Origin of the sequence: Haladaptatus pallidirubidus, assembly GCF_020700235.1 — an archaeon.
GTDB classification, from domain to species: Archaea; Halobacteriota; Halobacteria; order Halobacteriales; family Haladaptataceae; genus Haladaptatus; species Haladaptatus pallidirubidus.
In genome coordinates, this window is the sequence record NZ_CP085301.1 from 512642 (window position 1) to 534292 (window position 21651).

The 21651-nt window shown below is 60.1% G+C and carries 16 protein-coding genes and 1 pseudogene; 8 read left to right on the plus strand and 9 right to left on the minus strand.

All coding sequences use genetic code 11. The features are described from left to right. Positions 1 to 495 precede the first annotated feature (495 nt). Positions 496 to 846, plus strand: coding sequence for an SHOCT domain-containing protein (locus LIX15_RS02955; protein ID WP_227776023.1), 351 nt, complete (start codon positions 496 to 498; stop codon positions 844 to 846). A gap of 24 nt (positions 847 to 870) precedes the next feature. Here LIX15_RS02955 and LIX15_RS02960 read toward each other — a convergent pair whose 3' ends face one another. Further along, complete coding sequence (locus tag LIX15_RS02960; protein ID WP_227776024.1) at positions 871 to 1488, minus strand: adenylate kinase; 618 nt, start codon at positions 1486 to 1488, stop codon at positions 871 to 873. An 86-nt stretch (positions 1489 to 1574) separates the two neighbouring features. Here LIX15_RS02960 and LIX15_RS02965 point away from each other — a divergent pair, with 86 nt between their 5' ends. From LIX15_RS02965 to LIX15_RS02975, 3 genes and pseudogenes are all read left to right on the plus strand, one after another. After that, complete coding sequence (locus LIX15_RS02965; RefSeq protein WP_227776025.1) at positions 1575 to 2000, plus strand: DUF7975 family protein; 426 nt, start codon at positions 1575 to 1577, stop codon at positions 1998 to 2000. Positions 2001 to 2160: 160 nt separating this feature from the next. After that, positions 2161 to 2592, plus strand: a pseudogene (locus LIX15_RS02970) (universal stress protein). Further along, the gene (locus LIX15_RS02975) at positions 2592 to 4829 is read left to right on the plus strand and encodes an amino acid permease (RefSeq protein ID WP_227776026.1); all 2238 of its coding nucleotides are present in this window, start codon (positions 2592 to 2594) and stop codon (positions 4827 to 4829) included. The pseudogene LIX15_RS02970 and the gene LIX15_RS02975 overlap by 1 nt, the downstream one beginning before the upstream one ends. A gap of 66 nt (positions 4830 to 4895) precedes the next feature. Here LIX15_RS02975 and LIX15_RS02980 read toward each other — a convergent pair whose 3' ends face one another. Then, the gene (locus LIX15_RS02980) at positions 4896 to 6503 is read right to left on the minus strand and encodes a TrkH family potassium uptake protein (protein ID WP_227776027.1); all 1608 of its coding nucleotides are present in this window, start codon (positions 6501 to 6503) and stop codon (positions 4896 to 4898) included. After that, positions 6500 to 7840 (minus strand): Trk system potassium transporter TrkA, encoded by a 1341-nt coding sequence (trkA, locus tag LIX15_RS02985; protein WP_227776028.1) that lies wholly within the window; start codon positions 7838 to 7840, stop codon positions 6500 to 6502. Before trkA ends, LIX15_RS02980 begins: the two co-directional genes overlap by 4 nt. A gap of 214 nt (positions 7841 to 8054) precedes the next feature. Between trkA and LIX15_RS02990 the strand changes: the two genes are divergently transcribed. Continuing rightward, positions 8055 to 10415 carry an amino acid permease gene (locus LIX15_RS02990; protein WP_227776029.1) on the plus strand — a complete coding sequence of 787 codons (2361 nt, stop codon included), beginning with the start codon at positions 8055 to 8057 and terminating at the stop codon, positions 10413 to 10415. A 36-nt stretch (positions 10416 to 10451) separates the two neighbouring features. Here LIX15_RS02990 and LIX15_RS02995 read toward each other — a convergent pair whose 3' ends face one another. Together LIX15_RS02995 and LIX15_RS03000 are read right to left on the minus strand one after the other, a co-directional pair. Continuing rightward, entirely contained in the window at positions 10452 to 10703 is a 252-nt protein-coding gene (locus LIX15_RS02995; protein ID WP_227776030.1) for a hypothetical protein, read from the minus strand. Between the two features lie 550 nt (positions 10704 to 11253). After that, the gene (locus LIX15_RS03000) at positions 11254 to 11667 is read right to left on the minus strand and encodes a hypothetical protein (protein WP_227776031.1); all 414 of its coding nucleotides are present in this window, start codon (positions 11665 to 11667) and stop codon (positions 11254 to 11256) included. Positions 11668 to 11891: 224 nt separating this feature from the next. Between LIX15_RS03000 and LIX15_RS03005 the strand changes: the two genes are divergently transcribed. Further along, entirely contained in the window at positions 11892 to 12857 is a 966-nt protein-coding gene (locus tag LIX15_RS03005) for a succinylglutamate desuccinylase/aspartoacylase family protein (protein WP_227776032.1), read from the plus strand. 819 nt (positions 12858 to 13676) lie between these two features. Here LIX15_RS03005 and LIX15_RS03010 read toward each other — a convergent pair. Beyond that, the gene (locus LIX15_RS03010) at positions 13677 to 13958 is read right to left on the minus strand and encodes a GYD domain-containing protein (protein ID WP_227776033.1); all 282 of its coding nucleotides are present in this window, start codon (positions 13956 to 13958) and stop codon (positions 13677 to 13679) included. A gap of 110 nt (positions 13959 to 14068) precedes the next feature. Here LIX15_RS03010 and LIX15_RS03015 point away from each other — a divergent pair, with 110 nt between their 5' ends. Beyond that, positions 14069 to 14773 (plus strand): 5-formyltetrahydrofolate cyclo-ligase, encoded by a 705-nt coding sequence (locus LIX15_RS03015; RefSeq protein ID WP_227776034.1) that lies wholly within the window; start codon positions 14069 to 14071, stop codon positions 14771 to 14773. Positions 14774 to 14895: 122 nt separating this feature from the next. Further along, positions 14896 to 15945: a right-handed parallel beta-helix repeat-containing protein gene (locus tag LIX15_RS03020; RefSeq protein ID WP_227776035.1), complete on the plus strand. Its 1050-nt coding sequence runs from the start codon at positions 14896 to 14898 to the stop codon at positions 15943 to 15945. Positions 15946 to 15964: 19 nt separating this feature from the next. Here the strand turns inward: LIX15_RS03020 and LIX15_RS03025 are convergent, their stop codons facing one another. From LIX15_RS03025 to secY, 3 genes are all read right to left on the minus strand, one after another. Further along, positions 15965 to 16966 carry an AI-2E family transporter gene (locus LIX15_RS03025; RefSeq protein WP_227776036.1) on the minus strand — a complete coding sequence of 334 codons (1002 nt, stop codon included), beginning with the start codon at positions 16964 to 16966 and terminating at the stop codon, positions 15965 to 15967. Positions 16967 to 17124: 158 nt separating this feature from the next. Continuing rightward, complete coding sequence (locus LIX15_RS03030) at positions 17125 to 19980, minus strand: HsdM family class I SAM-dependent methyltransferase (protein WP_227776037.1); 2856 nt, start codon at positions 19978 to 19980, stop codon at positions 17125 to 17127. 90 nt (positions 19981 to 20070) lie between these two features. Then, entirely contained in the window at positions 20071 to 21534 is a 1464-nt protein-coding gene (secY, locus tag LIX15_RS03035; RefSeq protein ID WP_227776038.1) for a preprotein translocase subunit SecY, read from the minus strand. Positions 21535 to 21651: the final 117 nt, after the last annotated feature.

Genomic DNA, 21651 nt, shown 5'->3' on the forward strand with positions numbered 1-21651 from the left:
CAATGTAACCGCACCGCCTCGCACCCACCCACACACCTCCCCAACCGACTCCCTCGTCACTGTGTTCCTCGGTCATCCCTCGCGCGAACCCAGCAGACCCTCGGCGGTGAACGCCTCGGTCTACTGACGCACGCGCCAGAATGCTTGCGAAAATTCACGGAATCCCACATTGACCATGTGGCGCGCGAAGGCGACCGTCAGGTCGCCCGCGCGAGGGATGACTGAGGAACGGAGTTCTCGTGAGCGACAGCGGAGCGAACGAGAGCACGGAAGAGCTTCGCTCTTCCGGTGTGACGAAGGAATCGGTTGGGGAGGGTGAGGCTTGCGGTGGCGGTCTGATTGGAGTCGTGAATTGTCGGTAGGACCTGTTGTTGTCTCCGTTAGTCTTGGACACAACAACATTTTCGAGCCGATGATTTCTGATAGCCTCCACAACCAGAAAACCGAATCATTAGCAACCAAAACCTTTTGCCACGCTCACATGAACTGTACAACATGAGCGGTAGCTTGGACGAACTGCTTCCCGAAGATGACTTCTGGCGGACGGCGACGTTCTGCGTCTTCCTCGTCTTTCTCGTTCCCCTCGTCGCAATCACGGGCGCCTTGGCACCGGAAGCCCTCATCGCGGGCGTCGTCCTCGCGTTCATCGCGTGGATAGCGAATCAGTTGCGGGACTCCGGAAACGATGCCACCAACGCGGATGAACGCGAACGAGACGCACTCGAAACGTTGCGAAAACGCTACGCCAACGGCGAAATCGGCGAAAGCGAGTTCGAGCAACGGCTGGACACACTCCTCGAAACGGAATCGCCGACGCCACGCGAAAAAGAACTGTCGTTCGAGTAATCGAATGTTCGAACAGCCGAACGATTACGCTTCGCTTTCGACCGTTTCCCGAATGTCGTTCCACACTTCGTCCGGGGTCTGTTCGCCGTCGATTCGGACGAGTTCGCCCGTTTCCTCGTAATGTTCGATGACGGGTTCGGTGTTCTCGCGGTAGACACGCAGTCGTTCTCGAACCGTCTCCTCGTCGTCGTCATCGCGCTGTTCGAGTCGCGCTTCGACTTTCTCGTCCTCCGGAGGGTTGTACTTCACGTGGTAGATGTCGCCCGTTTCGGGGTCGAGTCGTCGGCCCGTCAGTCGGTGGACGAGTTCCTCCTCGTCCACGTCGAGGTAGAGAACGACGTCGAGGTCGGTGATGTCGTCCAGATATTCCGCCTGCGAGAGGTTTCGCGGGTAGCCGTCGAGGACGTACCCGTCTGCCTCCGAGAGCGCGGCGTTGACGATTTCGTTCACCACGGGGTCGGGGACGAGTTCGCCGGCGTCCATGAAACTCGCGGGCGTTCCGTGCTCCGTTTCCATGTGTTTGTTCGCGCGGAGCGCGTCGCCTGTCGTGACGTGCTCGACGTCGAACTCATCGGAGATTCGCGCGCTCTGAGTTCCTTTTCCGGCACCGGGCGCACCCAGAATCAGGATGTTCGGGTTCATATTCACACCTCCATCGCCATCGCATAAAGGCTTAAAGAAACCGTCCGAGCGGCCGGGTTTTTGGTGGCGGGCCGCGAATTCCCGGTATGAGCAGATTCAGCGCCGACACGCCGACGGAGCGGCGAAAACTCGTGGTGGATGCCATCACCGCCCACCGCGAGCGCGGCAGTCCGTTCTGCACGCTACTGGTCGAATACGTTCCGGAGGAAGAATCCGGCGACGAACCGGACGAAGACGCGGAGTCACAGGAGGCCCCGCCGTGGATACAGTTCGGCGATCGGACGCTCAACCTCGACTGCACCGACGAGGAGCTCGACCGACTCAAAACCCTCCTGCGCGAGTTTCCGGCGTTCAAAATCGAGCAGTTAGAGAGTCCGGAGGAAGCGGAGGGGACGAACGTTCGAATCAGCGCGAAGGCCGACGTGAACAGAATTGCACAATTCGTGGAGCGAGCGCTCCAAACGGTGTACGAATGTCCAAAATCAACGACGATTTGGGCGGTCGAGGTGTAACGAACTGCCGCGATTTTCGTAGCTGTTATGAATATCGGACGCAATTACTGCGCCATATGACGCACAGACACGCCATTAGAGATACCTCTGACAGAGAACGGTGGACGGATGCGATTCGACGGCACACTCGACAAGTAATCGACACCGGGTGGTACGTCACATGACCCTGTTCGACCGCGTTGTCCTCCCGGTCGCCAGCGAGAAGGACGCCAAATCGACCTGAGATGCCGCACTGGGGCGAATCGGGTCGGCGGGTGGCCGGGTTGTCGCCCTGCACGTCATCGAAAAGGCGGGCGGTGCCCCCGACAAGGCATCGGTCGAACAGCGCGAAGAACAGGCAAACGAGATTTTCGAAATCGTCACGAAACGCTGTGATTCCCTTGGAATTCCGGTCGAGACGAAAATCGCGTACGGAACCGACGTGGCGGACGCCATCTTCGAATCCGCCGATGAAGTCGATGCCACCGCAATCGCGTTCACGCCTCGCGGCGGCAGTCGGTGGATGAAACTCCTCACCGGGGACGTGGCGCTTTCGCTCGCCACGAAGACGAACAGACCCGTTCTCATTCTTCCGGACGAGGGGGACGACTGATGGCGGACGAGGAACTCGCCAAAGACCTCGGACTGCTCTCTGCACTGACGATTGGTATCGGAACGATGATTGGTGCAGGTATCTTTGTGTTACCGGGAATCGCCGCACGCGCCGCTGGTCCGGCAGTCGTCGTCTCGTTTATCGCTGGCGGCCTCATCGCGATGATTAATGCACTGTCCGTCTCCGAACTTGGAACAGCGATGCCGAAAGCGGGTGGTGGTTACTACTACGTTAATCGGGCGCTCGGGCCACTTTTTGGTTCTATCGCCGGGATGGGTGACTGGATGGGACTGGCGTTCGCGTCGGCATTCTATTGCATCGGCTTCGGACAGTATCTCACGACGCTAGCGTCGCTTCCAGCAGTACCTTTCCTAACCGAGATTCAAATGGGGGCGCTACTTGCTGGCATCGTGTTCGTCACCGTCAACTACATTGGAGCGAAAGAAACAGGTGGAATTCAGACAGTCATTGTGCTGATTTTGCTGTCGATTCTTGCCGCGTTCTCCGTCGCTGGCTGGCTATCGTTCGACTACGCGACGCTCACCGGTGACGGCGGACTAGCACCGAAAGGATACGACCAAATCCTGCCGGGCACCGCGCTCGTGTTCGTTTCCTTCCTCGGCTACGCCAAAATCGCCACCGTTGCGGAGGAGTTGAAAAATCCCGGCAAAAATCTACCTCGGGCAGTTCTCGGAAGTGTTGCCATCGTGACTGTTATCTACGCCATCCTCGTGACCATCATGCTCGGCGTAGTGCCGTGGGCCGACCTGAGCCAGAGCGCACCCGTCGCACAGGCAGCCGAAGTCGCATTCCCCGGCGGTTTCGCGGGTATCGCCGTGACCACGATGACGCTGGGCGCACTTCTCGCAACCGCATCCTCCGCGAACGCCTCAATTCTCGCGTCGGCGCGAATTAACTTCGCAATGGGGCGTGATGGCATCGTCACTAACTGGCTCAACGACATCCATCCGAAGTTCGCCACCCCGTACCGCTCGATACTCGTTACCGGAGTCATCATCATCGTGTTCATTGCAGTGATGGGTCAGGACCTCGGCATTCTTGCAAAGGCGGCGAGCGTTCTCCACCTGATAGTGTATACGCTGATGAACGTCGCGTTAATCGTCTTCCGTGAGAGCGGGATACCCGAATACGACCCGGATTTCAAAGTGCCGCTGTATCCGATTACACCAGCCCTCGGCGCAGTTCTCTCGTTGGGTCTGGTCGGCTTCATGGCTCCGATAGAAATCGGGTTGTCCCTCGTGTTCGTGGCTGGTGCCGTCGTGTGGTTCTTCGTGTACGCACGTAACGAAGCGGACGAACGAGGCGTGTTGAGCAAATACATCCTCAATCATCCCGACCAGATGCCGGAACCCGTCGTTTCCGCGGCGTCGTCGGTTAAACCGGACGGCGGCGACTTCCGCGTGATGGTTCCGCTGGCGAACCCGGAAAACGAAAAAGACCTGATTTCGCTCGCCAGCGCGGTTGCGAGCCAACGCGGCGGCACCGTCGTCGCAACCCACATCGTGCAGGTACCCGACCAGACGCCGCTCGCAAGTGGTGCCGAGCACGTGGAAACGCTCGACGCCGAATCCAAGGAACTGCTCGAAAGCGCCCGCGAGGACGCGGAAACGTTCGGCGTTTCGGTCGAAACCCACACTATCCTCTCGCATCGCTCGTTCGAGGAAATCTTCGACGCGGCCCGAACTCACGATGCAGACCTCATGGTGATGGGTTGGGGGAAGGACAGCCACGGGTCGCCCGGACGCGCGGAAAGCGCCATCGACGAACTCACGAACGACCTGCCCTGCGACGTGGTCGTCTACCGTGACCGCGGATTCGACCCCAGCAAGGTTCTCGTTCCGACCGCCGGTGGTCCCGACTCCGCACTGAGCGCCGCAATCGCGCGGATGCTTCGGGCGGAGTACGACTCCGAGGTGTCGCTCCTCTACGTCGCCGACGATGGAGAAGAAGACGGAAAGCAGTTCCTCTCCGAGTGGGCCGAAGAACACGAGTTGGACGACGCGACCCTCATCGTCGAGAACGGCGATGTAGAATCGGCAATCGAACGAGCTGCACGGGACTGTTCGATGCTCATCATCGGCGCGACCGAAGAAGGGCTGCTTTCGCGTCTCGTCCGCGGGTCGCTCGCGCTCGACGTGGTGAACGAAGTGGACTGTTCGGTTCTGCTCGCAGAAAAGGCACACGAACGGTCGCTCCGTGAGCGACTATTCGGTTAGTCGGTCAACCCGTTTTTTAGTCGGCTGTGTTTCGTTTTTGTCGGTGAAAACTGGAAGCCGGGAGTCTTACGTCCGCCAGTAGGCGGGCGTCAACAGTACCAGCACGGTGAGGATTTCGAGTCGGCCAATCCACATCAGCGCGACCATCAGCAGTTTGGAAATGTCCGAAAACGGCAGATAGCTGTTCATCGGGCCGAGCAGTTGGAAACCCGGACCGACGTTGCCGAGGGTTGCGGCGACCGCCGACAACGCCTCCAAGGTGTTCAGATTTGGCCCGCCCGCCCGCTCCGCGTCGAGGAAGAGGAGGAGCGTGCTGGCGAGGAAGATGACGAGGTAAAGCAGGGTAAAGGCGTAAATGCCGCGTACTGCCTGCTCGTCAACCGCCCGCCCGCCGAGGCGGAGCGGTCGAACCGCTTCGGGGTGAACCGTCGTGAACAGTTCCCGACGGAGCGATTTCAGGATGACGTACCAGCGGACGATTTTGATGGCGCCGCCGGTCGAACCGGCACTGCCGCCGATGAGCATCGCCGCGAGCAGAAGGTACTGCGCGGAACTATTCCACGTGTTGAAGTCCATGCTCGCGTATCCCGTCGTCGTGACGATAGAGACGAGTTGGAAGGCGGCGTGTCGGAGCGACGATTCGAGGTTGCCCGCGACGGGTTCGCCGCCGGGAATGAACACTAACCCTTGATGCGTAAAGAGCAGGGCGGTCAGAATCGCGGAGAGGACGGCCATCACGCCGATATAAAAGCGGAACTCTGCGTCCCGGATGAGCGTTCGCGGATTTCCACTCAGGACGTGCCAGAACAGCGCGAAGTTCGTCCCTGCTGCGACCATGAACGGAATGATAACCCACTGTACCACCGCGGAAAACGCTTCGATGCTTCTCGCCTCCGGCGAGAAGCCGCCGGTCGCCATCGTCGTAAATCCGTGCGCGACGGCATTGTAAAGCGTCATGTTGGGTGCGAGCGGTTGTCCGACGACTGGGCCAAGGAGGTGGAGCCCGTAGAGCAGGACGATTTCCAGCGCCGTAATGCCGAGATACGCTTTCCAGAGCGCGCGGGCGGTTTCCGCAATGCGGGGCGTGAGTTTTTGAATACCCGGGCCGGGCGCTTCCGCGTCCATCAGCTGTGCGCCGCCGACTGATAGTTTGGGGAGAATGGCAACCGCGAGAACGACGATACCCATCCCGCCGAGCCATTGGGTCAGCTGTCGCCACATCAGTAGCGCGCGGCTGTGCGTCTCGAAGGAGATGTCGCCCATGACGGTCGCCCCCGTCGTCGTGAAACCGCTCATGCTCTCGAACAGCGCGTTGACCGGGTCTGCGAGCGTCGAGGGACCGGAAACGATGTTAACGAACGGAAACTGCCCGGGGAGCACGATTTGGTTCCCAGCGATAACGTACGGCAGGCCGCCGACGATCGAGACCGCCCCCCACGTCAGCGCAACCATCAGGAAGCCTTCGCGTGCGCCAAGGTCGGGGTCGGGTTCGAGGCGTTCGAGCGAACCGCCCACCACCAGCGCGATGACGATGGTGGTGACAAACGTTCGTATTGCCTCCAACTCGCCGTAGTAGGCGGCGATGAGGAGCGGAAACAGAAGCGGTACCGAGAGCCATTTGACGACGGAGCCGACGAGACTTACGCTGGCCCGCCAATTGACGCGCAGATTCATATCACGTCATTCACTTCGTTCAGAACGTCCGTATCGACGAACACCACGATGTGGTCGTTTTCCTTTATCACCGTATCACCGCGCGGAACGACGAACTTCCCGTTCCGGGTGATCGCTCCGATGACGACACCGGATGGGAGGTCGGCGACCGCCTCGTGGATGGGTCGATCGGCGAGGACGCTGTCGGCATCGATTTCGATTTCGAGTACTTCCGCACGGTCGTTTTCGATGAGCGCGATGTTTTCGGCGCGGTCTTCGCGGGTGAAGCGCGTGATTTCCTCGGCGGTCACCTCACGGGGGTTGATCGCCACGTCGATACCGACCGCCTCGAACAGCGAGACGTACTCGGCATCCTCGACGACTGCAATCGAGCGTTCCGCGCCAAGTTGCTTGGCCAGCACGGAGACGAGGAGGTTCTTTTCGTCGTTCTCCAAGGTGGCGACGACCACGTCCGCCTCGTCCACGTGCTCGCGGGCGAGGAACTCGGCGTCGGTCGCGTCGCTCGCCATGACCATGGTTTTCGGAAGGTCTTCGGCAAGCTTTCGAGCGCGCGCTTGGTTTTGCTCGATGAGTCGCGGGCGCAAATCCCGGTCTTCGAGCAGTCGAGCCGTGTGAAAACCGATTTCACTTCCGCCGATGACGACCAGTTCCTTGTCCGCGTCCGGCGTTTCGTTGGGCGCGACTTCGAGCGCGAACTGCTGGACGCTCTCGGGACTGCCGATGACGACCACCTTGTCGTCGGCCTGAATCACGGTTTCTCCGCCGGGAATGTCCACGTCGCCGTTTCGGATAATCGCGGCGAACGTGAGCGAGTCGAAGCGGTCTGCCTGTCGAATCGTCTGGTTTGCTACCGGACTGTCGGCCCGAACTTCGAACTCGGCCATCTGCACTTCGCCGCCCGCGAACGGGTCTACGTCGCGCGCCGCGGGGAGGCCGATGACGCGAACGATGTCCATCGCGGTGAGCAGATTCGTACAGACCATGAAATCGACGCCGAACGCGCCCTGCTCCGCATGCTCCCACGTGTCTAGATAATCGACTTTCTTTACTCGCGCGATGGTGAACGGGTCGTCTATCGTTTTCGCCGTCCCGCAGACGACGAGATTCGTCTCGTCGTCGTCGGTGCTGGCGATGACCATATCGGCCTGGTCGATACCCGCCTCTTGGAGCGTGGCGAGTGAAGTGCCGTCGCCCTCGATTGCGAGCACGTCGATGGAGTACGTAAGCGAGTCCACGCGCTCTTCATCCCGGTCTACGACGACCACTTCGTGGGAGTCGGCGAGACTTTGCGCGATGGACGAGCCGACCTCACCAGCGCCGACGATGATGACGCGCATCCGTTACCCTCCGTATCATTCTTGCTGGAGTGTTTCCACCGGTAAGGTAAGGATATTTCTCTTTTGCGACAGAGCGAGTCCAGTCGCCCGTCGAGAACTCGAATCGCACGCCCAAGAATTCGATTGCAGCGTCTATCGAGTTCCGATGGTGAGGACGGATGCTTGCTAGTTCAACCCCAATGTTTCTCGGGGTCAGTACGGTACGATTCCGGATATGGTAGAGCACACCCGAACGTTGGGATTTCGCGTCGCGTTCGCGATAGGATTAGGGACGATGATTGCCGCGGGCATCTTCTCGCTCTCGGGAACCGCCATTGCGCAAGTCGGCAGTAACGCCGTCATCTCGTTCGTCATCGCGGCGGCGATTGCGGGCGTAACTGCGGCTTCCTACTCCGAGTTCGCGTCCATCTACGCAGAAAACGGCGGTGGATACCTCTTTTCGTCGCGCACGTTCAAGGACGACCGACTGCTCTTCGCGGTCGGTGCGTCACTGTTTCTGGGTTACTCCGCGACGACCGCGTTCTACCTCGCCACGATGGGCGAGTGGTTCCACCAGTTCATCATTCCGCACGACATCTCGATTCCACACGGCACCGTCGCGGTGGCGACCGCAATCCTGCTCGGCGTGCTGAACGCCCGCGGTACCGAGGAGAGCGGAACCTTTCAGGTGATCGTTACGGGAGCGAAAGTCGCCGTTCTGCTCGCGTTTATCGGCGGCGCACTCGCGTACCAAGCGCCGTCCGCGACGGTGGACACGTTCATCGGCGGCTTCGAAAAAGGCGGCCCGGCGGGTATCATTTCCATCGCCGCCGTCGCGTTCATTACGTTTTTCGGCTTCTCGGCCATTGCAGCGAGCGCGGGTGAAATCATCAATCCGAAAGAGACGGTGCCGAAAGCCATCGGTGCGAGCATCCTGACCGTCACCGTGCTTTACATCTTCGTCATCGTGGCGATGATGAACTCGCCGACCGACCCGCAAATCATTCAACAGCAGGGCGAGACCGCGATGGGGAAGGTCGCAGCCGATTTCCTCGGGAGTTTCGGAAAGTGGCTCATCGTCGCTGGAGCCATCTTCAGTATGGTGAGCGCCTCGAACGCCTCGATTCTCGCGGCCAGCGGAATAGGGTCGCTGATGGGAAGACAGGGACAGGCACCGCGGCGATTCTCGCGCATTCACTTGGAGTACGGCACGCCGTTTTGGAGCGTGGTGGCCTGCACCGGAACCATCGTCACACTCGTCGTGGCGTTTATCGCGCTGTTTCCGGCGGAAGGTGGAGCCACACCGATTAACCTCGGCTTGGAAGCGCTCACTGGTTTTGCGAACCTGAATCTGCTCGCGCCGCTCGCGGTCGTCAACGTCGCACTCATTCTCTCCCGGCGACGTTTTCCGGAGATAGAGCGGCCGCTGAAAGTGCCGCTCGTTCCGTTGCTTCCGATAGTCGGTGTACTGGCGAACCTTGCACTCATCACGAACCTGCCGCCACACGGCATCGTCGTCGGAATCGCGGTGGAGGTGGCGCTCGTCGGGGCGTACCTCCTCTGGGGCGGTGCACCCGACGTGGACGAGATGATGACTCGAACCGTCGCCGCCCGCTCCCCGACGACGAATGGCGGAGAACCGAAGCCTGTAGGCAGCGAGGAGTCGGACGTCGGGAAAGCGGGTGCGGAGGATGTGGAGCAATCCGACGAGGATAGATACCGTATTCTCGTGCCGGTCGAACGAATGTTCAACGCATCGGAATACGTTCGTCTCGCCGGAAGAATCGGCGCACTGCGGGGAGAAAACCCGCTCGTTCAAGTCGTCAACGTCACGCAGATTCCCGAGCAGACATCGAGCGACGACGTCACCGACATCGCAAACGCGCGGGCAGACCGGTTGCTCGACACTCTCGGCGAGGCGAACTTCGACGTGGAGTACACCGTCGAAGGCCACATCTGTCGGAGCGTTTCGTTCGACATCCTGAACACCGCTCGGACGGACGACGTTGACCTCATTCTGATGGGCTATCCCAAGGAACACGAGGACGTCGCGGAAGCGGTCGAGTACGACTCGCCCTGCGACGTGCTGTTCGTGGACGGATTTGGCGAGGAATCACCGACCCTCGACAGCATCACGGTCGGAACCGGCGGCGGGCCACACCACCAAGCGGCGGTCTCGCTCGCCAACGAACTCGGGCGAACCGGCTCCGATGTTCACGTCGCCGACGTCACGCCGAGTCGCGACGGTGGTACGGCGGAAGACCTCGACGGAACTCTGTCGGAACTCGGAGATGTGTCGCAGGTGCAGACGCACGAAGCGCAAGCCGACACGGTTGCCGAGGGATTAGTTGCCGCAGCGGAGGAACACGACAGCGTGCTGGTCATCGGCGCGTCCCGAACCCGCCTGCTGAAGCGCTGGGTGTTCGGCAGTACCCCCGACCGCGTGGTCTCCTACGCCAAAATCGCGGGCGTTCCGGTCATCGTCTGTTCCCGCCCGACGGGCGTTTCCGGACGATTGGAGGACGCACTGTTCCCGGTTTATCGAACGCTCAAAAAATTCCGTCGTGGTCACGCGCCGGAACCGAACTCGAACTGAGAACCCGATTCGAATCGGATCGAAAACGGGTTCGGCTTAAATCTCCTCGTGAATCCAGTAGTGGGCGATGTGAGTCGCGTCCACCCAGTGAACCTCGTCGTCAGCCTCGATTTTGATGTATGGTTCCTCCTCGAACTCGACGTTGTGGGTGTGGAGTTCGAGCTCCTCCCCACCAGCCGTTTTCGCCATGATTTCGCCTTTTTCCTGCAGTTCATCTTCCAATCGCTGGTAGATATCCGTCATTCCGGTGAAATCGACGGCGGGAATCGCGAAAAATTTTGTTGCCAACGAGGTAAGAGAAATGGTGGAGTGAGGAGACTCGACTGGAAAAGGACAACCGCATTTGACGGAAAAGACTCAAACAATCCGGCGCGCGCTGGCACGGGTCTGAGGAGTTCACCTCCGAAGGCCCGTGGTGATAGCGTGCGAGGGATGAGCACTGGAGCGGAGCGAAGCGCGCAATCGGCTGGGGAGGGAGTGGGTGGTGGTTCCCTGGTGGAGAGAGGCGAATGAGGAGCGACCGGAGTTCTCGTGAGCGAAGCGAACGAGAGCACGGAAGAGTTTCCCTCTTCCGGTGGGAGCGACGACTGAGGGCTTCGTTTGGCATCGTGATTTGCTCACTCTCGGTTTGATTGTATTGTGTTAGAGCAAATCACGACGCCAATGAAAACCGCAACCGTCCACGTGCCTCCCCAACCGGTTCTTTCATTCGTTTCACTCGCTCAGTTATCCCTCGCGCGCTTCAACGTGAGTTCTCGGACGTGAACTCCTCAAACTCGCGCTAGCACGCGCCACGTGGTTTGCATTGATACTTGAGAATTCGATTTCCATCAAAATCCTACAAAACACCGTTATCCCGCAGTAAATCAGCCAGAACGTGGAAGTAAAGAACCACAGCCGTGAAAACTGCAACTGCTGGCGAAGCGAACACAAATACACCGACCAGAACACCACCGAGGAACACGTGCGAGAGAATCCGTTCGTGTTCTAGTCCCGTGTCGTCCATGTCCTCGAACACCCAATCCTGGTCGCCAAAGGCGGCGATCGGGTTTCTGAGACAGGCCGTGAGATGTCGCCAGCTTCCGGTTCGAATCCGGGTCAGCACGAAGTGGTCTAAGTCGATGAAGACGCTCAAAAGGACGCCGTAGACGAACAGACCGGCAAGAACGGGCGTCCCGAACCGCTCCGAAAGCGGAACGAGAAGGAGTCCCGAGACGATCGCACCGATGAGGAAGTGCTCCCGCGAGTACATTGACCGAATCCGACACGGCGACGGGAGTAAAAGGTAGCGTCCCGCCGTCGAATCGGGGCGGCCAACGCTCCGAGTTCACTTTCACCCGATGGCACGTATTTTTATATTAATTCGTCTCGCGTGCTCGTCAATCGGAGATTCAGCGTGTGAACCGGATATTCTGCGTGTGAATCACATTCGAAGTTCGGTACGTTCATACTGCCTCCACCGCAGTGATTTACCCGATGGCAGGACACAGCGCGGAACGCGTACCGCTCGCTCGGCTTCCCTCCGGCGTCGAACTCGAAACGACGGTTCACACCTACGAAGGCGCCAACGACGGTCCAACGCTGTACGTGCAGGCCGCACAGCACGGGCAGGAAATCAACGGGAGCGAGGTGCTTCGGCGATTCCACGAGGAAATCGACCCGGCCGAACTCGCCGGGGAAATCGTCGCGGTACCGGTCGCCAACCCCCTCACGTTCGACCGCGTGTCCTACACCACGCCCGAGCAGTTGGACAGCATCAATCCGAACATGAACCGCGTCTGGCCCGGCGACGAGGATGGCACCCTCCAGGAACGCATGGCGGCAACGCTCTGGGAGTACGCGACGACGGCGGACGCCATCGTTGACCTACACACGGGTAGTCCGAACATGATGACCCACGTCGTGTTCATGGAAGGCGACGAAGAATCCCGCGCCCTCGCGGAAGCGTTCGGTACAGACCTACTCCTGTCGGAGCAGGCTGGCGACGCCGCCGACGTGGAATGGAGCGAGCGGGATTTCGGTGGCAAGTTCCGCGTCGCGGCCACCCGCGCCGGAATCCCGTCCATCACGCCGGAACTCGCGCACAACAAGGAAGTGGTAGAAAACGCGGTCGAAACCGGTTTGACCAGGCTGCTAAACGTCTGTCGCGAGCTCGGTATGCTTCGGCCGTCGCCCACCGAAAACGGCGATCGGGAACTCGCCCGGAACCACCTCGGCAGGGTAGATGCCATCGATTCGGGCCTGTTCGTGGTCGAATCGAATCACGAACTCGGCGACGAAGTGGACGCCGGAGAACGAATCGGAACCCTGTACGACCCGGCGACGTACGATGTGTTACAGGAAGTCGAAACCGACCGCACCGGAGTGTTGTACGCGCTGACTCGCGAAGCGACGGTCTGCGGCGGCGGAAAGCTGCTCAGCGTCGCGTTACTTCGAGACTGAGCCGCGAATCCCGGAGCGGAAAATCCCTGAACAGGGAGGTCCGGAGCGTCGAATTCCGACGCGACCTGTTTGATTTTTCCGGCGCCGGGAATGCGGGTGACGGCGACGCCGAGAATCCACCCGGGGCGCACCGGTTCCGAGATAGTGACCGCTTGATCGTAGTAGCCGTTTGCATCGCCCTTGGTGATGAATCCGGCGTGCGGGGCCGGACAGTTCCTGAGTTCGGCGCAGTTGTCCGCTCGCGCGAGATAGGCCGGATTCGCCTTCCCGTACCAGTTTTCCCCCTTCTCGACCCAGAATCGAGCCCGATGCAGTACCGGTATCGCGGCGTCGCTGCCGTTCGGCTGAAAGACGAGCACGTCGCCCGAAGCGCCGAGCGAGCGATAGCTCTGGTTCCTACCAGCGCGGGCGGAGACGACGCCGGAGCGACTCCCAGGCGGCGTCACCCGGTGTTCTTCCATGACGACGACGACGTCCGTCTGCTCGATGTTCGGGGCCATGCTCCCGCTGATGACCGTGTAGGCTGGCGGCCAGACGCCCATCGTCGCGACGAACAAGAGGCTAACCACGAGGAGAGCGGTAATCGTGTGTGCAACCAGTCTTCGGAACCTGAACACGATCCGTCGAAACGGAATGTGCCGGCTTTGTTATCGACCGCCTGCGAACCGTCAAGGACTGCTTTCCTGCCGATTCGACACCGAACAGTGGCTTCGTATCGAACGTTTTGCTCGGTCAAATTCGGCAAAAATCCACCGTTGTGGCGGTGGAATGGGATCGAAGCAAAAACCGATTCGACCCGCCATTCGACGATGAGTCGAATCAGTCTTCCACGAGGCCTGCGAACTCCTCTACGGGAACGATTTCCATCGTCTGCGTGTCGAGGCCCTGATTTTCGATGGCTATCGACGCCCGGAACGCGGCGTTTCTGTCCGGCGCGTCGAAGACGACCATGAAGTCGTACTCGCCGAGTATCGCGTAACTCGCCTCAATTTCGGCGTCGTACTCCTGGACCTCGGTGGCGAGATTCCCCAACGACGACGCTAATTTTTGGGCGTTCTGTACGGAACCGCGAATTTTTATCAGTGATACGTATTTTGCCATCGAACGAGGAACGCGGGTCATCGGCAAAGCAATTGCGGCGAACGTCCGTACCCGACGCAGAGAATCCGCACACACCACCACTTTGTATCCGCGGACGAATTAGACCCGGTATGACCACAGACGACCTCCGCGAGCGAATCTGGACGCGGTTGGAAGACGAGGGTGTCGCGCGATTTCCCTTCCCTCCGCACGGCAGAATCCCCAATTTTGCGGGCGCGAAGGACGCCGCGGAGCGACTCGCCGACCTACCGGAATGGGAGGACGCGAACGTGATAAAGGTGAATCCGGATTCGCCGCAACTCCCCGTCCGACGGCGCGCGCTCCGGGAGGGAAAAGTAGTCTACATGGCCCAACCGCGACTGCGGGACGAAAAGCCGTTCATGAAACTCGACCCGACGGAAATCGAGGATACAGACGCCGCCGCCACCGTTTCGAAGATGGACGACTACGCCGAACCGGTTGTACCGGACGAGATGCCGCCGGTCGATTTCGTCGTTTCGGGGAGCGTCGCGGTGACGGACGAGGGCGCGCGAGTCGGGAAGGGAGAAGGGTACAGCGACCTCGAATATGCGGTTCTCCACGAGCTGGGGCTGGTGGACGAGCAAACGACGATTGCCTCGACGGTTCACGAGATACAGGTGGTCGAGGACGAGATTCAACTCGAACCCCACGACGTGCCGATGGACGTACTCGTCACTCCTGACGAGGTAATCCGCACTGAAACTCCGTTTTCGCATCCCTCGAGAATCGACTGGACGGAACTACCTGAAGAGAAAATCGAGGAGATTCCGCTTCTCGGACGACTGCGACCGTAGTCAGGAGAGAGCCGTTACGCCGTTGAAACTGGAACCGGAAACGGGAACGTATCCTCCGATAACCGACGATACCAGTTCGATTGGGGCGAATAACGAACTTCGAGGGGCGCGAGAAACGGAGCATGCGCACAGTTTGGGTCGTGCTTTCGGTCGTGCTCGCATTTACACTGGTTCCGGGTATCGGAAATACAGTGAGTCAGCAAGCCGCGGAACCGGAAAATCCGAACATTCAGAACGAGCGACAAACGGTCGATTCCGCCACCTCGGTCGATTCCTGCACGACGATTTCGAATCCGGGGCGCTACACCCTAACGAGCGACGTGACGAACGCGACGGACGACACCTGCATCCGCATCACCGCGAACGACGTAGTGTTCGACGGGCGAGGAAACGACATCGACGGCGTCGGCGCGTTCGGTTCCGCGGGCGTCCTTGTCACGGGCGGCGAGAACGTCACGGTTCGGAACGCGACAGCGACCGACTGGGACGACGGGATTCGATTCACGAGCGTGCAGAACGCGACCGTCCGAGAGACGACGACGGCCCGAAATCGCGTCGGACTCTCGCTCGTCTCGCTTCGCGGCGGAACGGTCGTGAACAACACCGCACGGGAGAACGCGGTGGCGGGCGTCTTCCTCGTCGGTGCGAGCGAGAACAACACGCTCCGGAACACGACGGCGAACGAGAACGCGCTGGTCGGCGTGCAACTCGTCGAAGCGAACGGGAACAGAGTTCTCGATACAGTCGCTCGCGGCAACGAGTTCGGAGTCGCCCTCATCGGCGCGAACGACAATACGGTTCGCGGGAGTGCCGCGGACGAAAACGAAATCGCCGGGGTGTGGCTCTCCGCCGCCGCCGACAACCGCATCCGCGACAATCGGGTTTCGAACCGGTTTTACGGCATTTACCTCGCGGATGGTGCGCGAAACAACACGGTCGAATCGAACACCGCGCGGAACAACTCCGTGGGCGTTCGCCTTCGTGCGAGCGACGGAAACGCCGTCCTCCGGAACACGGTTTCGAACAGCAGCGACACCGGAATCCTACTCATTTCGAGCGACGAAAACCGCGTCGTCGGCAACACCGGCGCGGACAACCGCCGTGGAATTATCGTGTCGGAGTCGTCGCAGGGGAACAGCCGGTCGAACAATTCGGTGGGAGAGCAAGAATAACTCGTCGCAGAGACGGTATTCACACGCGAGGGGCGTATTCGCGGGCGAACACCGTGACGAGCGAGCGAAACACGCCGAGTACGATGGGACCGAAAAAAAGGCCCATGAAGCCGAACGCGTAGACGCCGCCGAAAATGCCGACGACGAGCAGACCGGGATTCAGCCGCGCCTCGCGGCCGCTGACCACGGGGCGGAGGTAGTTGTCCGAGAGGCTGATGACGAGGGTTCCGTAGACGAACAGAAACAGGGCAGAAATCGGATGATTCACGACGAACAGATACGCCGACGCCGGTAGCCAGACGACGGACGCCCCGATAATCGGAAGCAACGAGAGAAACGTCGTGACGGCCGTCCAAAACACGACGCCCGGAACGCCCGCGATGGCGAGGCCGATACCGGTCAGTATACCCTGGACGATCGCCACGAGGAGGTTGCCGACCAGCACGCCCCACATCACCTGATTCATCTCGCCGTACAGTTCGTCTTGTACCGGCGCCGGAAGCGGCGTACTTCGGCGAATCCATCGAAGCAACGTCTCGCCGTCCACGAGGAGGTAGTACAGGAGAAACCCCAGAATCGTGATTCCGATGAGCGCGTCGGAAATTCCGCCGAAGATACTCATCGCGTTGTTTACAATCTGGGACGTGCTGCCTTCCGGAATGAACTCTCGAATGTTCCGCCCCTCGATGGCGATTCCGGTGTAGCGTTCGACAAGGTCGAAGAGTTCGAAAATCTGCGGGTCGCCGCGGAGGATTGCCCCGAGAATCGTCGCCGCCTGTTCGGCGGCGATGATAATGAACGTAGCGACGGGGACGAGTATCACGAGCGTCGTTCCGATGAGGAGCGACAGCGCCGAAATCCGCGGTCCAATTCGAGGCGCGAGTCGCTTCTGAAGCGGATGGAGAACGTAGCTCAACAGAATTGCTGCCAGTACGTACTGGAGAAACGGCTTGACGAGCAGTCCGACAAGAAGGCCGAACACGGCGATGAGGAACAGCAAAAATCCGCGTTCCCGGTTCATGGGAGTACGACACCGCGATGACGCATAAATCGACGCCCCGAAAAGTGAACCGTCAACGGGACGGTAATCGTCGCACTGGTGAGCACGTCTATCTCTCCCGCCACGAAGCGTCGCCGAAATCCATCTCGATACGGTAATCGTCGCACTGGTGAGCACGTCTATCTCTCCCGCCACGAAGCGTCGCCGAAATCCATCTCGATACGGCTCTCTAACTCGTCCACGTTCCGAATCAGCGAGGACACCTCCTGTCCTTTCTTCCGGCGCGCCAGTTTGAGCGTTCGTGCGATTTCCCGCATTTCGTCGATGCGGAGGTCGAGACCGAGGACGAACGAGACGACATCGTCGATGTCGTCTCGTCCGCTTTCGTCGCCGCCAGCCAGCGTTTCGAAGCCGTTTCGGACGGCTTCTTTTTGCTCGTCGGTTAAAGAATCCGGGTTTACGACGCGGAGGGTGCGGAGGTCGGAACTGGAGAGATTTATCGCACCGCCGCCGGTGACCCTTCCGTGGCTCTCGATGACGATTTTCGAGAGGCTGGAGTTCAACAGTCCGAGCAGGAGCGCTGAATCGATGGCCGTTGGCCGTACCAACAGAAACCGATTGCTGGCGACGATTTTTTCGTCGGTTCGGGCGAAAAACCGGTGCGTGTCCATCGCCTGCGGACAGACGATCGGAGCGGTGTCGTCGTCCAACGACCCCGTGTTGAACCACGGGTCGTTGAGTTCTACCGATTTGTTCGACCGAGATGGCTGTCGTTCCGCCCAGCGAAGGTACGACAGGACGCCGTCGTACCCGTCGCGCTTCAGCGCCGACGTGACGCTCGCTGCGAGGTTGCCGGAGGTGCCAGAGGTGGATTCGAACGCTAATTCGGATGCGACCTCCGAGACGTAGTCGTCCATATCGAGCATCCATTTTTCCGCATCGGCCGCCGCGTGTTCGTACCCGTCGAGTTCTTTCACGCTCTTCACCGCAGGGCGGAGGAATCGGTCGTCGATGGTTCGAGCGCGGACGGTGTCCGCATCGAGGATGAAAATCGGGTTCGCACCCGTCTTTTTCCCGCGCGTTATCGCTGCGATGTCGGACAGGGGAATCGTCTCCTCGTGTTCGAGAACCGCCGTGTAAAGGGTGGGGGCGGTGATGTACTGCTGGTTCTTTTCTTCGGGATTGGTGGCCAAATACGACTGGGAGACAGCGATCGTTCGACACTTTGAATTCCCGCGAATCGCCATGTGCCCCCCATTCGGAACGTCCGCGGTTCGGTCGATACGCTCCAAAATATCGTCTTCGTCCATCCACTCGTTGAGGCGGATGAAGTTCGTTTGCGTGCTTTCGCGCGCCGCCGCATCGTCGGTACGTTCCGCCAGCAACAACACCGTATCAACTAGCGCGTCCTCGAAGAGGCGCTTCCGGAACCCGACCACTGCTTCGACTTTGTACTGGTCGTAGAGGAATCGGCGAAGCGACGGGCCGTAATCCGCGGACATCCACTTCGTCGGAATCACCCACGCCAACCGCGCCCCCTCGCGGAGGAAACGCGTGACGTTCGTGAGAAAATAACAGTAGAGGTCGCTTCGACCGTCGATTTCTTCCTCGCCGTCGTAGTAGTTCCGCGACGAATCCCGTTCGAACCGCTGTAAGTGTTCGCGAAAATGGTCCCGATTCGGGTACAAAAACTCCTGGCGGACGTACGGCGGGTTCGCGACCGTCGCGTCGAACGTCCTGAGTGCGCCGTCTGTTCCATCGTTTTCTTTCGTGTTCGGCCCTCTCGTTCCCGGTTCGAGGTCGAAAAAGTCGGCGCGGTGCGCAAAGCGCTCGGTCACCGGTTCGCGGACGTTCCGAGTTGCGAGGTTGAGCGCGGTGAGCCGGAGCGGGAACTCGTTTATATCGACCGCCGTGATGCGCCGGAGAATCTCCCGGTGGGTGAGGTTCCCCAACTGGTCCAGTCGTTTGTACGCCTCGATGGCAATCGCCCCCGAGCCGCTGGCCGGGTCGAGAAACCTGTCGTCCGGCGACCGAATCGCCCATTGGGAGAGAAGCCGTCCGATTGCGTCCGGGGTGTAGAACTGGCCGAGCGCTTTCCGTTCTTCGACCGGGATGAGTTTCTGATACAACTGCCCAACGGCGTCGATGTCGATATCCGAAAACGGCTCTTTTTCGACACTACTGGTGAAGGCGGACAGACGCTCCTGTGTTCGTTCGTCGTTCGGAATCGCGCCGAAAAACTCGCTCTCTGCCTCGAAAATCGGGTCTGAATCGTGGTCACCGGCCGCCGAGCGAACGCATCCCGAAAGCTGTTGGTCGAGGGTCTGCACCGACGCATCCGACGGTCGGTCGTCGCCGAACTCGTCCACGCGGACGAGTTCGGCGAACACGATTCGGTTCATCAGCAGATACGCGTACTGCCGGGCAGCGATTCGGAACGTCTCTTTCACCTCGGGATACTCGAACGGATAGTCGTTTTCCCGCGCCCACTCGACCAGCAACTCCCGAAATCGGTCGCAGTCATCGAATCGCTCGCGGATGAGTGATTCGTACAGCGGATAGATACTGGTGTGAAAACTACGAAGTCGGGGAACGACGACGTCGTCAAATTCTACCGAGGCTCCGGAACCATTCCGTAGTTCGACCGCGTCCGCGACGAACTCGCCGACAAACTCCTCGACGGAAAGCGCACGAAGGTCGTAGTGTCGGCGGGCAAATTCGGGGGTACTCGCCCGGGATTCGGTTCGCCGGAACAGGAACGCGTCGCGTTCGTTCGCCGTGACGAACAGGCTCGCATCTTTCTTTCGGGCGTATCGGTCGCCCCGCCGTCTCACGTCCGCCGAGTGCGGGTCTACGGTTTTGTCGGTTACCGCGACGACGATGCCACCGCGGGAGGTGGACGGAATGAAGATGTCGGCGGAGTCGTCCTTCTCACGTCCCTCTTCGTCGGGCGTCTCGAAGTCGGTGTCGTGCGTAGAGACGTAGTTCTCTATCGCCGAAAAAAGACGTGCGCGAAAGGCGACCTCCGAACCCATAGTCCGTGACTCAAAGGTCTGGTTCAAGAATCTTCCGTGATTCGGATAGCGCGACCGCGAAAATTGCGAATCGAACGTGTTCGGCGGAGCTTATCCGCCGAACATCTCGCGCATCATCGGATGCATCTCCATCAACTGCTCTTCGGCGATTTCCTCGTAGAGCTTGTACGTGATGGACACCGTCAGCAGGAGTCCCGTACCAGAGACTGCGCCGATGGTGCCGAGCATGTTCGCCATGACGGCCAGCAGGCCGACCAGCGCGCCGCCGAGGACGGTGACTTGCGGGATGTATCGCTCCATCACCTTCTCGATGACGCCAGTGTTCTGGCGGAAGCCGGGTATCTGCATCCCGGAGTTCTGAATCTGCTTCGCCGTCGCCTCCGGCCCCATGTCCGTCGTCTCCACCCAGAAGATGGCGAAGATTGCGCCACCGACGACCATGAAGCCGAGGTCGATTGCAACGCGGAGGAGCACTTGCCACGCTTCGTGTGTCGCAGCGGGACCACCCGCCCACCACATCCAGTCCTGCGGTTGCTGGATGGGGGCGAGGTAGTAGAACAACCCGCTGGTGGGTTGCCCTTGCGTGTAACTACCGAGCCACGCCGGAAGACCGCCGAGCTGACTGTCGAGGATGCGCCCGAGGAACTGGATGTTCGCTTGCAGGGCGCGGACGAGGATCATCGGCAGGACGCTCGCGTAGATGAGCTTCACGGGGAAGCGACCGCGGGCACCCTTCACTCGCGCGTGGCTGAGCGGAATCTCGACGCGCACGCTTTCGGCGTACACGACGACGGCGAAGATGAACAGCGTCGTCGCGAGGGCGAGCAGACTACCGCCGCCGAACAGGAGGTACTGAATCCCTTCGCCCGTCAGCAGCGACGGAACGTTCTGCGCGCTGCCGGTGATGATGGCGATCCACTGCGGGATGATGCCCGCCGGTCCCTCCAATCCGGGCGAGATGAACCCGCCGACGAGGCTCTGGCTGACACCGGCGATGATGAACAGTCCGATACCGCTCCCGACGCCCCACTTGCTCACGATTTCGTCCATGAACAGGACGAGCATCGCGCCGACGAATATCTGCGCGAAGATGAGCCACTGAACCGCCATCGTGGAACCGAGCGCGGCGACAAGCGCCTCCTGCGGCTGGAAGAATCCGCCGACGAACACCATCGGCAGGCCGGTCAGACAGATCATCACGACCACCAGCAGTTTCTGGAGGCCCTGATACAGCACTTGGTCGCGCGGGTCGTTCGTATCGAGTCCGAGGAGGTCGGCACCGCCGAGCAACTGGAGGACGATGCTCGCGGTGACAATCGGCCCGATACCGAGATGTAACACGGACCCCTGTGCGCCCGCGAGAAGCGAGCGGAACTGACCGAAGAGGTCCGTACTCGTATTCACTCCGTACAGAGTGACGTTCGTCAAGAAGAAATACAACACGAGAACGCCTGCCGTCCACGTTAGCTTGCGCTTGAAGGGGACGTGCCCCTCCGGGCGCTGGACGGTGGGCATCCGTGTTAAAACCGGTTCTGCGGTTTCTTTCCAACCCATTGACTATGCCTCTGACTTCATCACACGTATCTCCTTCGACTTCGTAATGTGACAATCCGCGGAGTTTCCCCCGTTCTCTCGCGTCGAGGGAACGTTGTCCAATCGGGAACGGAAAAT

Bases quoted from the DNA above. Each gene is read 5' to 3' on its own strand.
- LIX15_RS02955 (WP_227776023.1), top strand. From the start codon at position 496: ATGAGCGGTAGCTTGGACGAACTGCTTCCCGAAGATGACTTCTGGCGG.
- LIX15_RS02960 (WP_227776024.1), bottom strand. From the start codon at position 1,488: ATGAACCCGAACATCCTGATTCTGGGTGCGCCCGGTGCCGGAAAAGGA.
- LIX15_RS02965 (WP_227776025.1), top strand. From the start codon at position 1,575: ATGAGCAGATTCAGCGCCGACACGCCGACGGAGCGGCGAAAACTCGTG.
- LIX15_RS02975 (WP_227776026.1), top strand. From the start codon at position 2,592: ATGGCGGACGAGGAACTCGCCAAAGACCTCGGACTGCTCTCTGCACTG.
- LIX15_RS02980 (WP_227776027.1), bottom strand. From the start codon at position 6,503: ATGAATCTGCGCGTCAATTGGCGGGCCAGCGTAAGTCTCGTCGGCTCC.
- trkA (WP_227776028.1), bottom strand. From the start codon at position 7,840: ATGCGCGTCATCATCGTCGGCGCTGGTGAGGTCGGCTCGTCCATCGCG.
- LIX15_RS02990 (WP_227776029.1), top strand. From the start codon at position 8,055: ATGGTAGAGCACACCCGAACGTTGGGATTTCGCGTCGCGTTCGCGATA.
- LIX15_RS03000 (WP_227776031.1), bottom strand. From the start codon at position 11,667: ATGTACTCGCGGGAGCACTTCCTCATCGGTGCGATCGTCTCGGGACTC.
- LIX15_RS03005 (WP_227776032.1), top strand. From the start codon at position 11,892: ATGGCAGGACACAGCGCGGAACGCGTACCGCTCGCTCGGCTTCCCTCC.
- LIX15_RS03010 (WP_227776033.1), bottom strand. From the start codon at position 13,958: ATGGCAAAATACGTATCACTGATAAAAATTCGCGGTTCCGTACAGAAC.
- LIX15_RS03015 (WP_227776034.1), top strand. From the start codon at position 14,069: ATGACCACAGACGACCTCCGCGAGCGAATCTGGACGCGGTTGGAAGAC.
- LIX15_RS03020 (WP_227776035.1), top strand. From the start codon at position 14,896: ATGCGCACAGTTTGGGTCGTGCTTTCGGTCGTGCTCGCATTTACACTG.
- LIX15_RS03025 (WP_227776036.1), bottom strand. From the start codon at position 16,966: ATGAACCGGGAACGCGGATTTTTGCTGTTCCTCATCGCCGTGTTCGGC.
- LIX15_RS03030 (WP_227776037.1), bottom strand. From the start codon at position 19,980: ATGGGTTCGGAGGTCGCCTTTCGCGCACGTCTTTTTTCGGCGATAGAG.
- secY (WP_227776038.1), bottom strand. From the start codon at position 21,534: ATGGGTTGGAAAGAAACCGCAGAACCGGTTTTAACACGGATGCCCACC.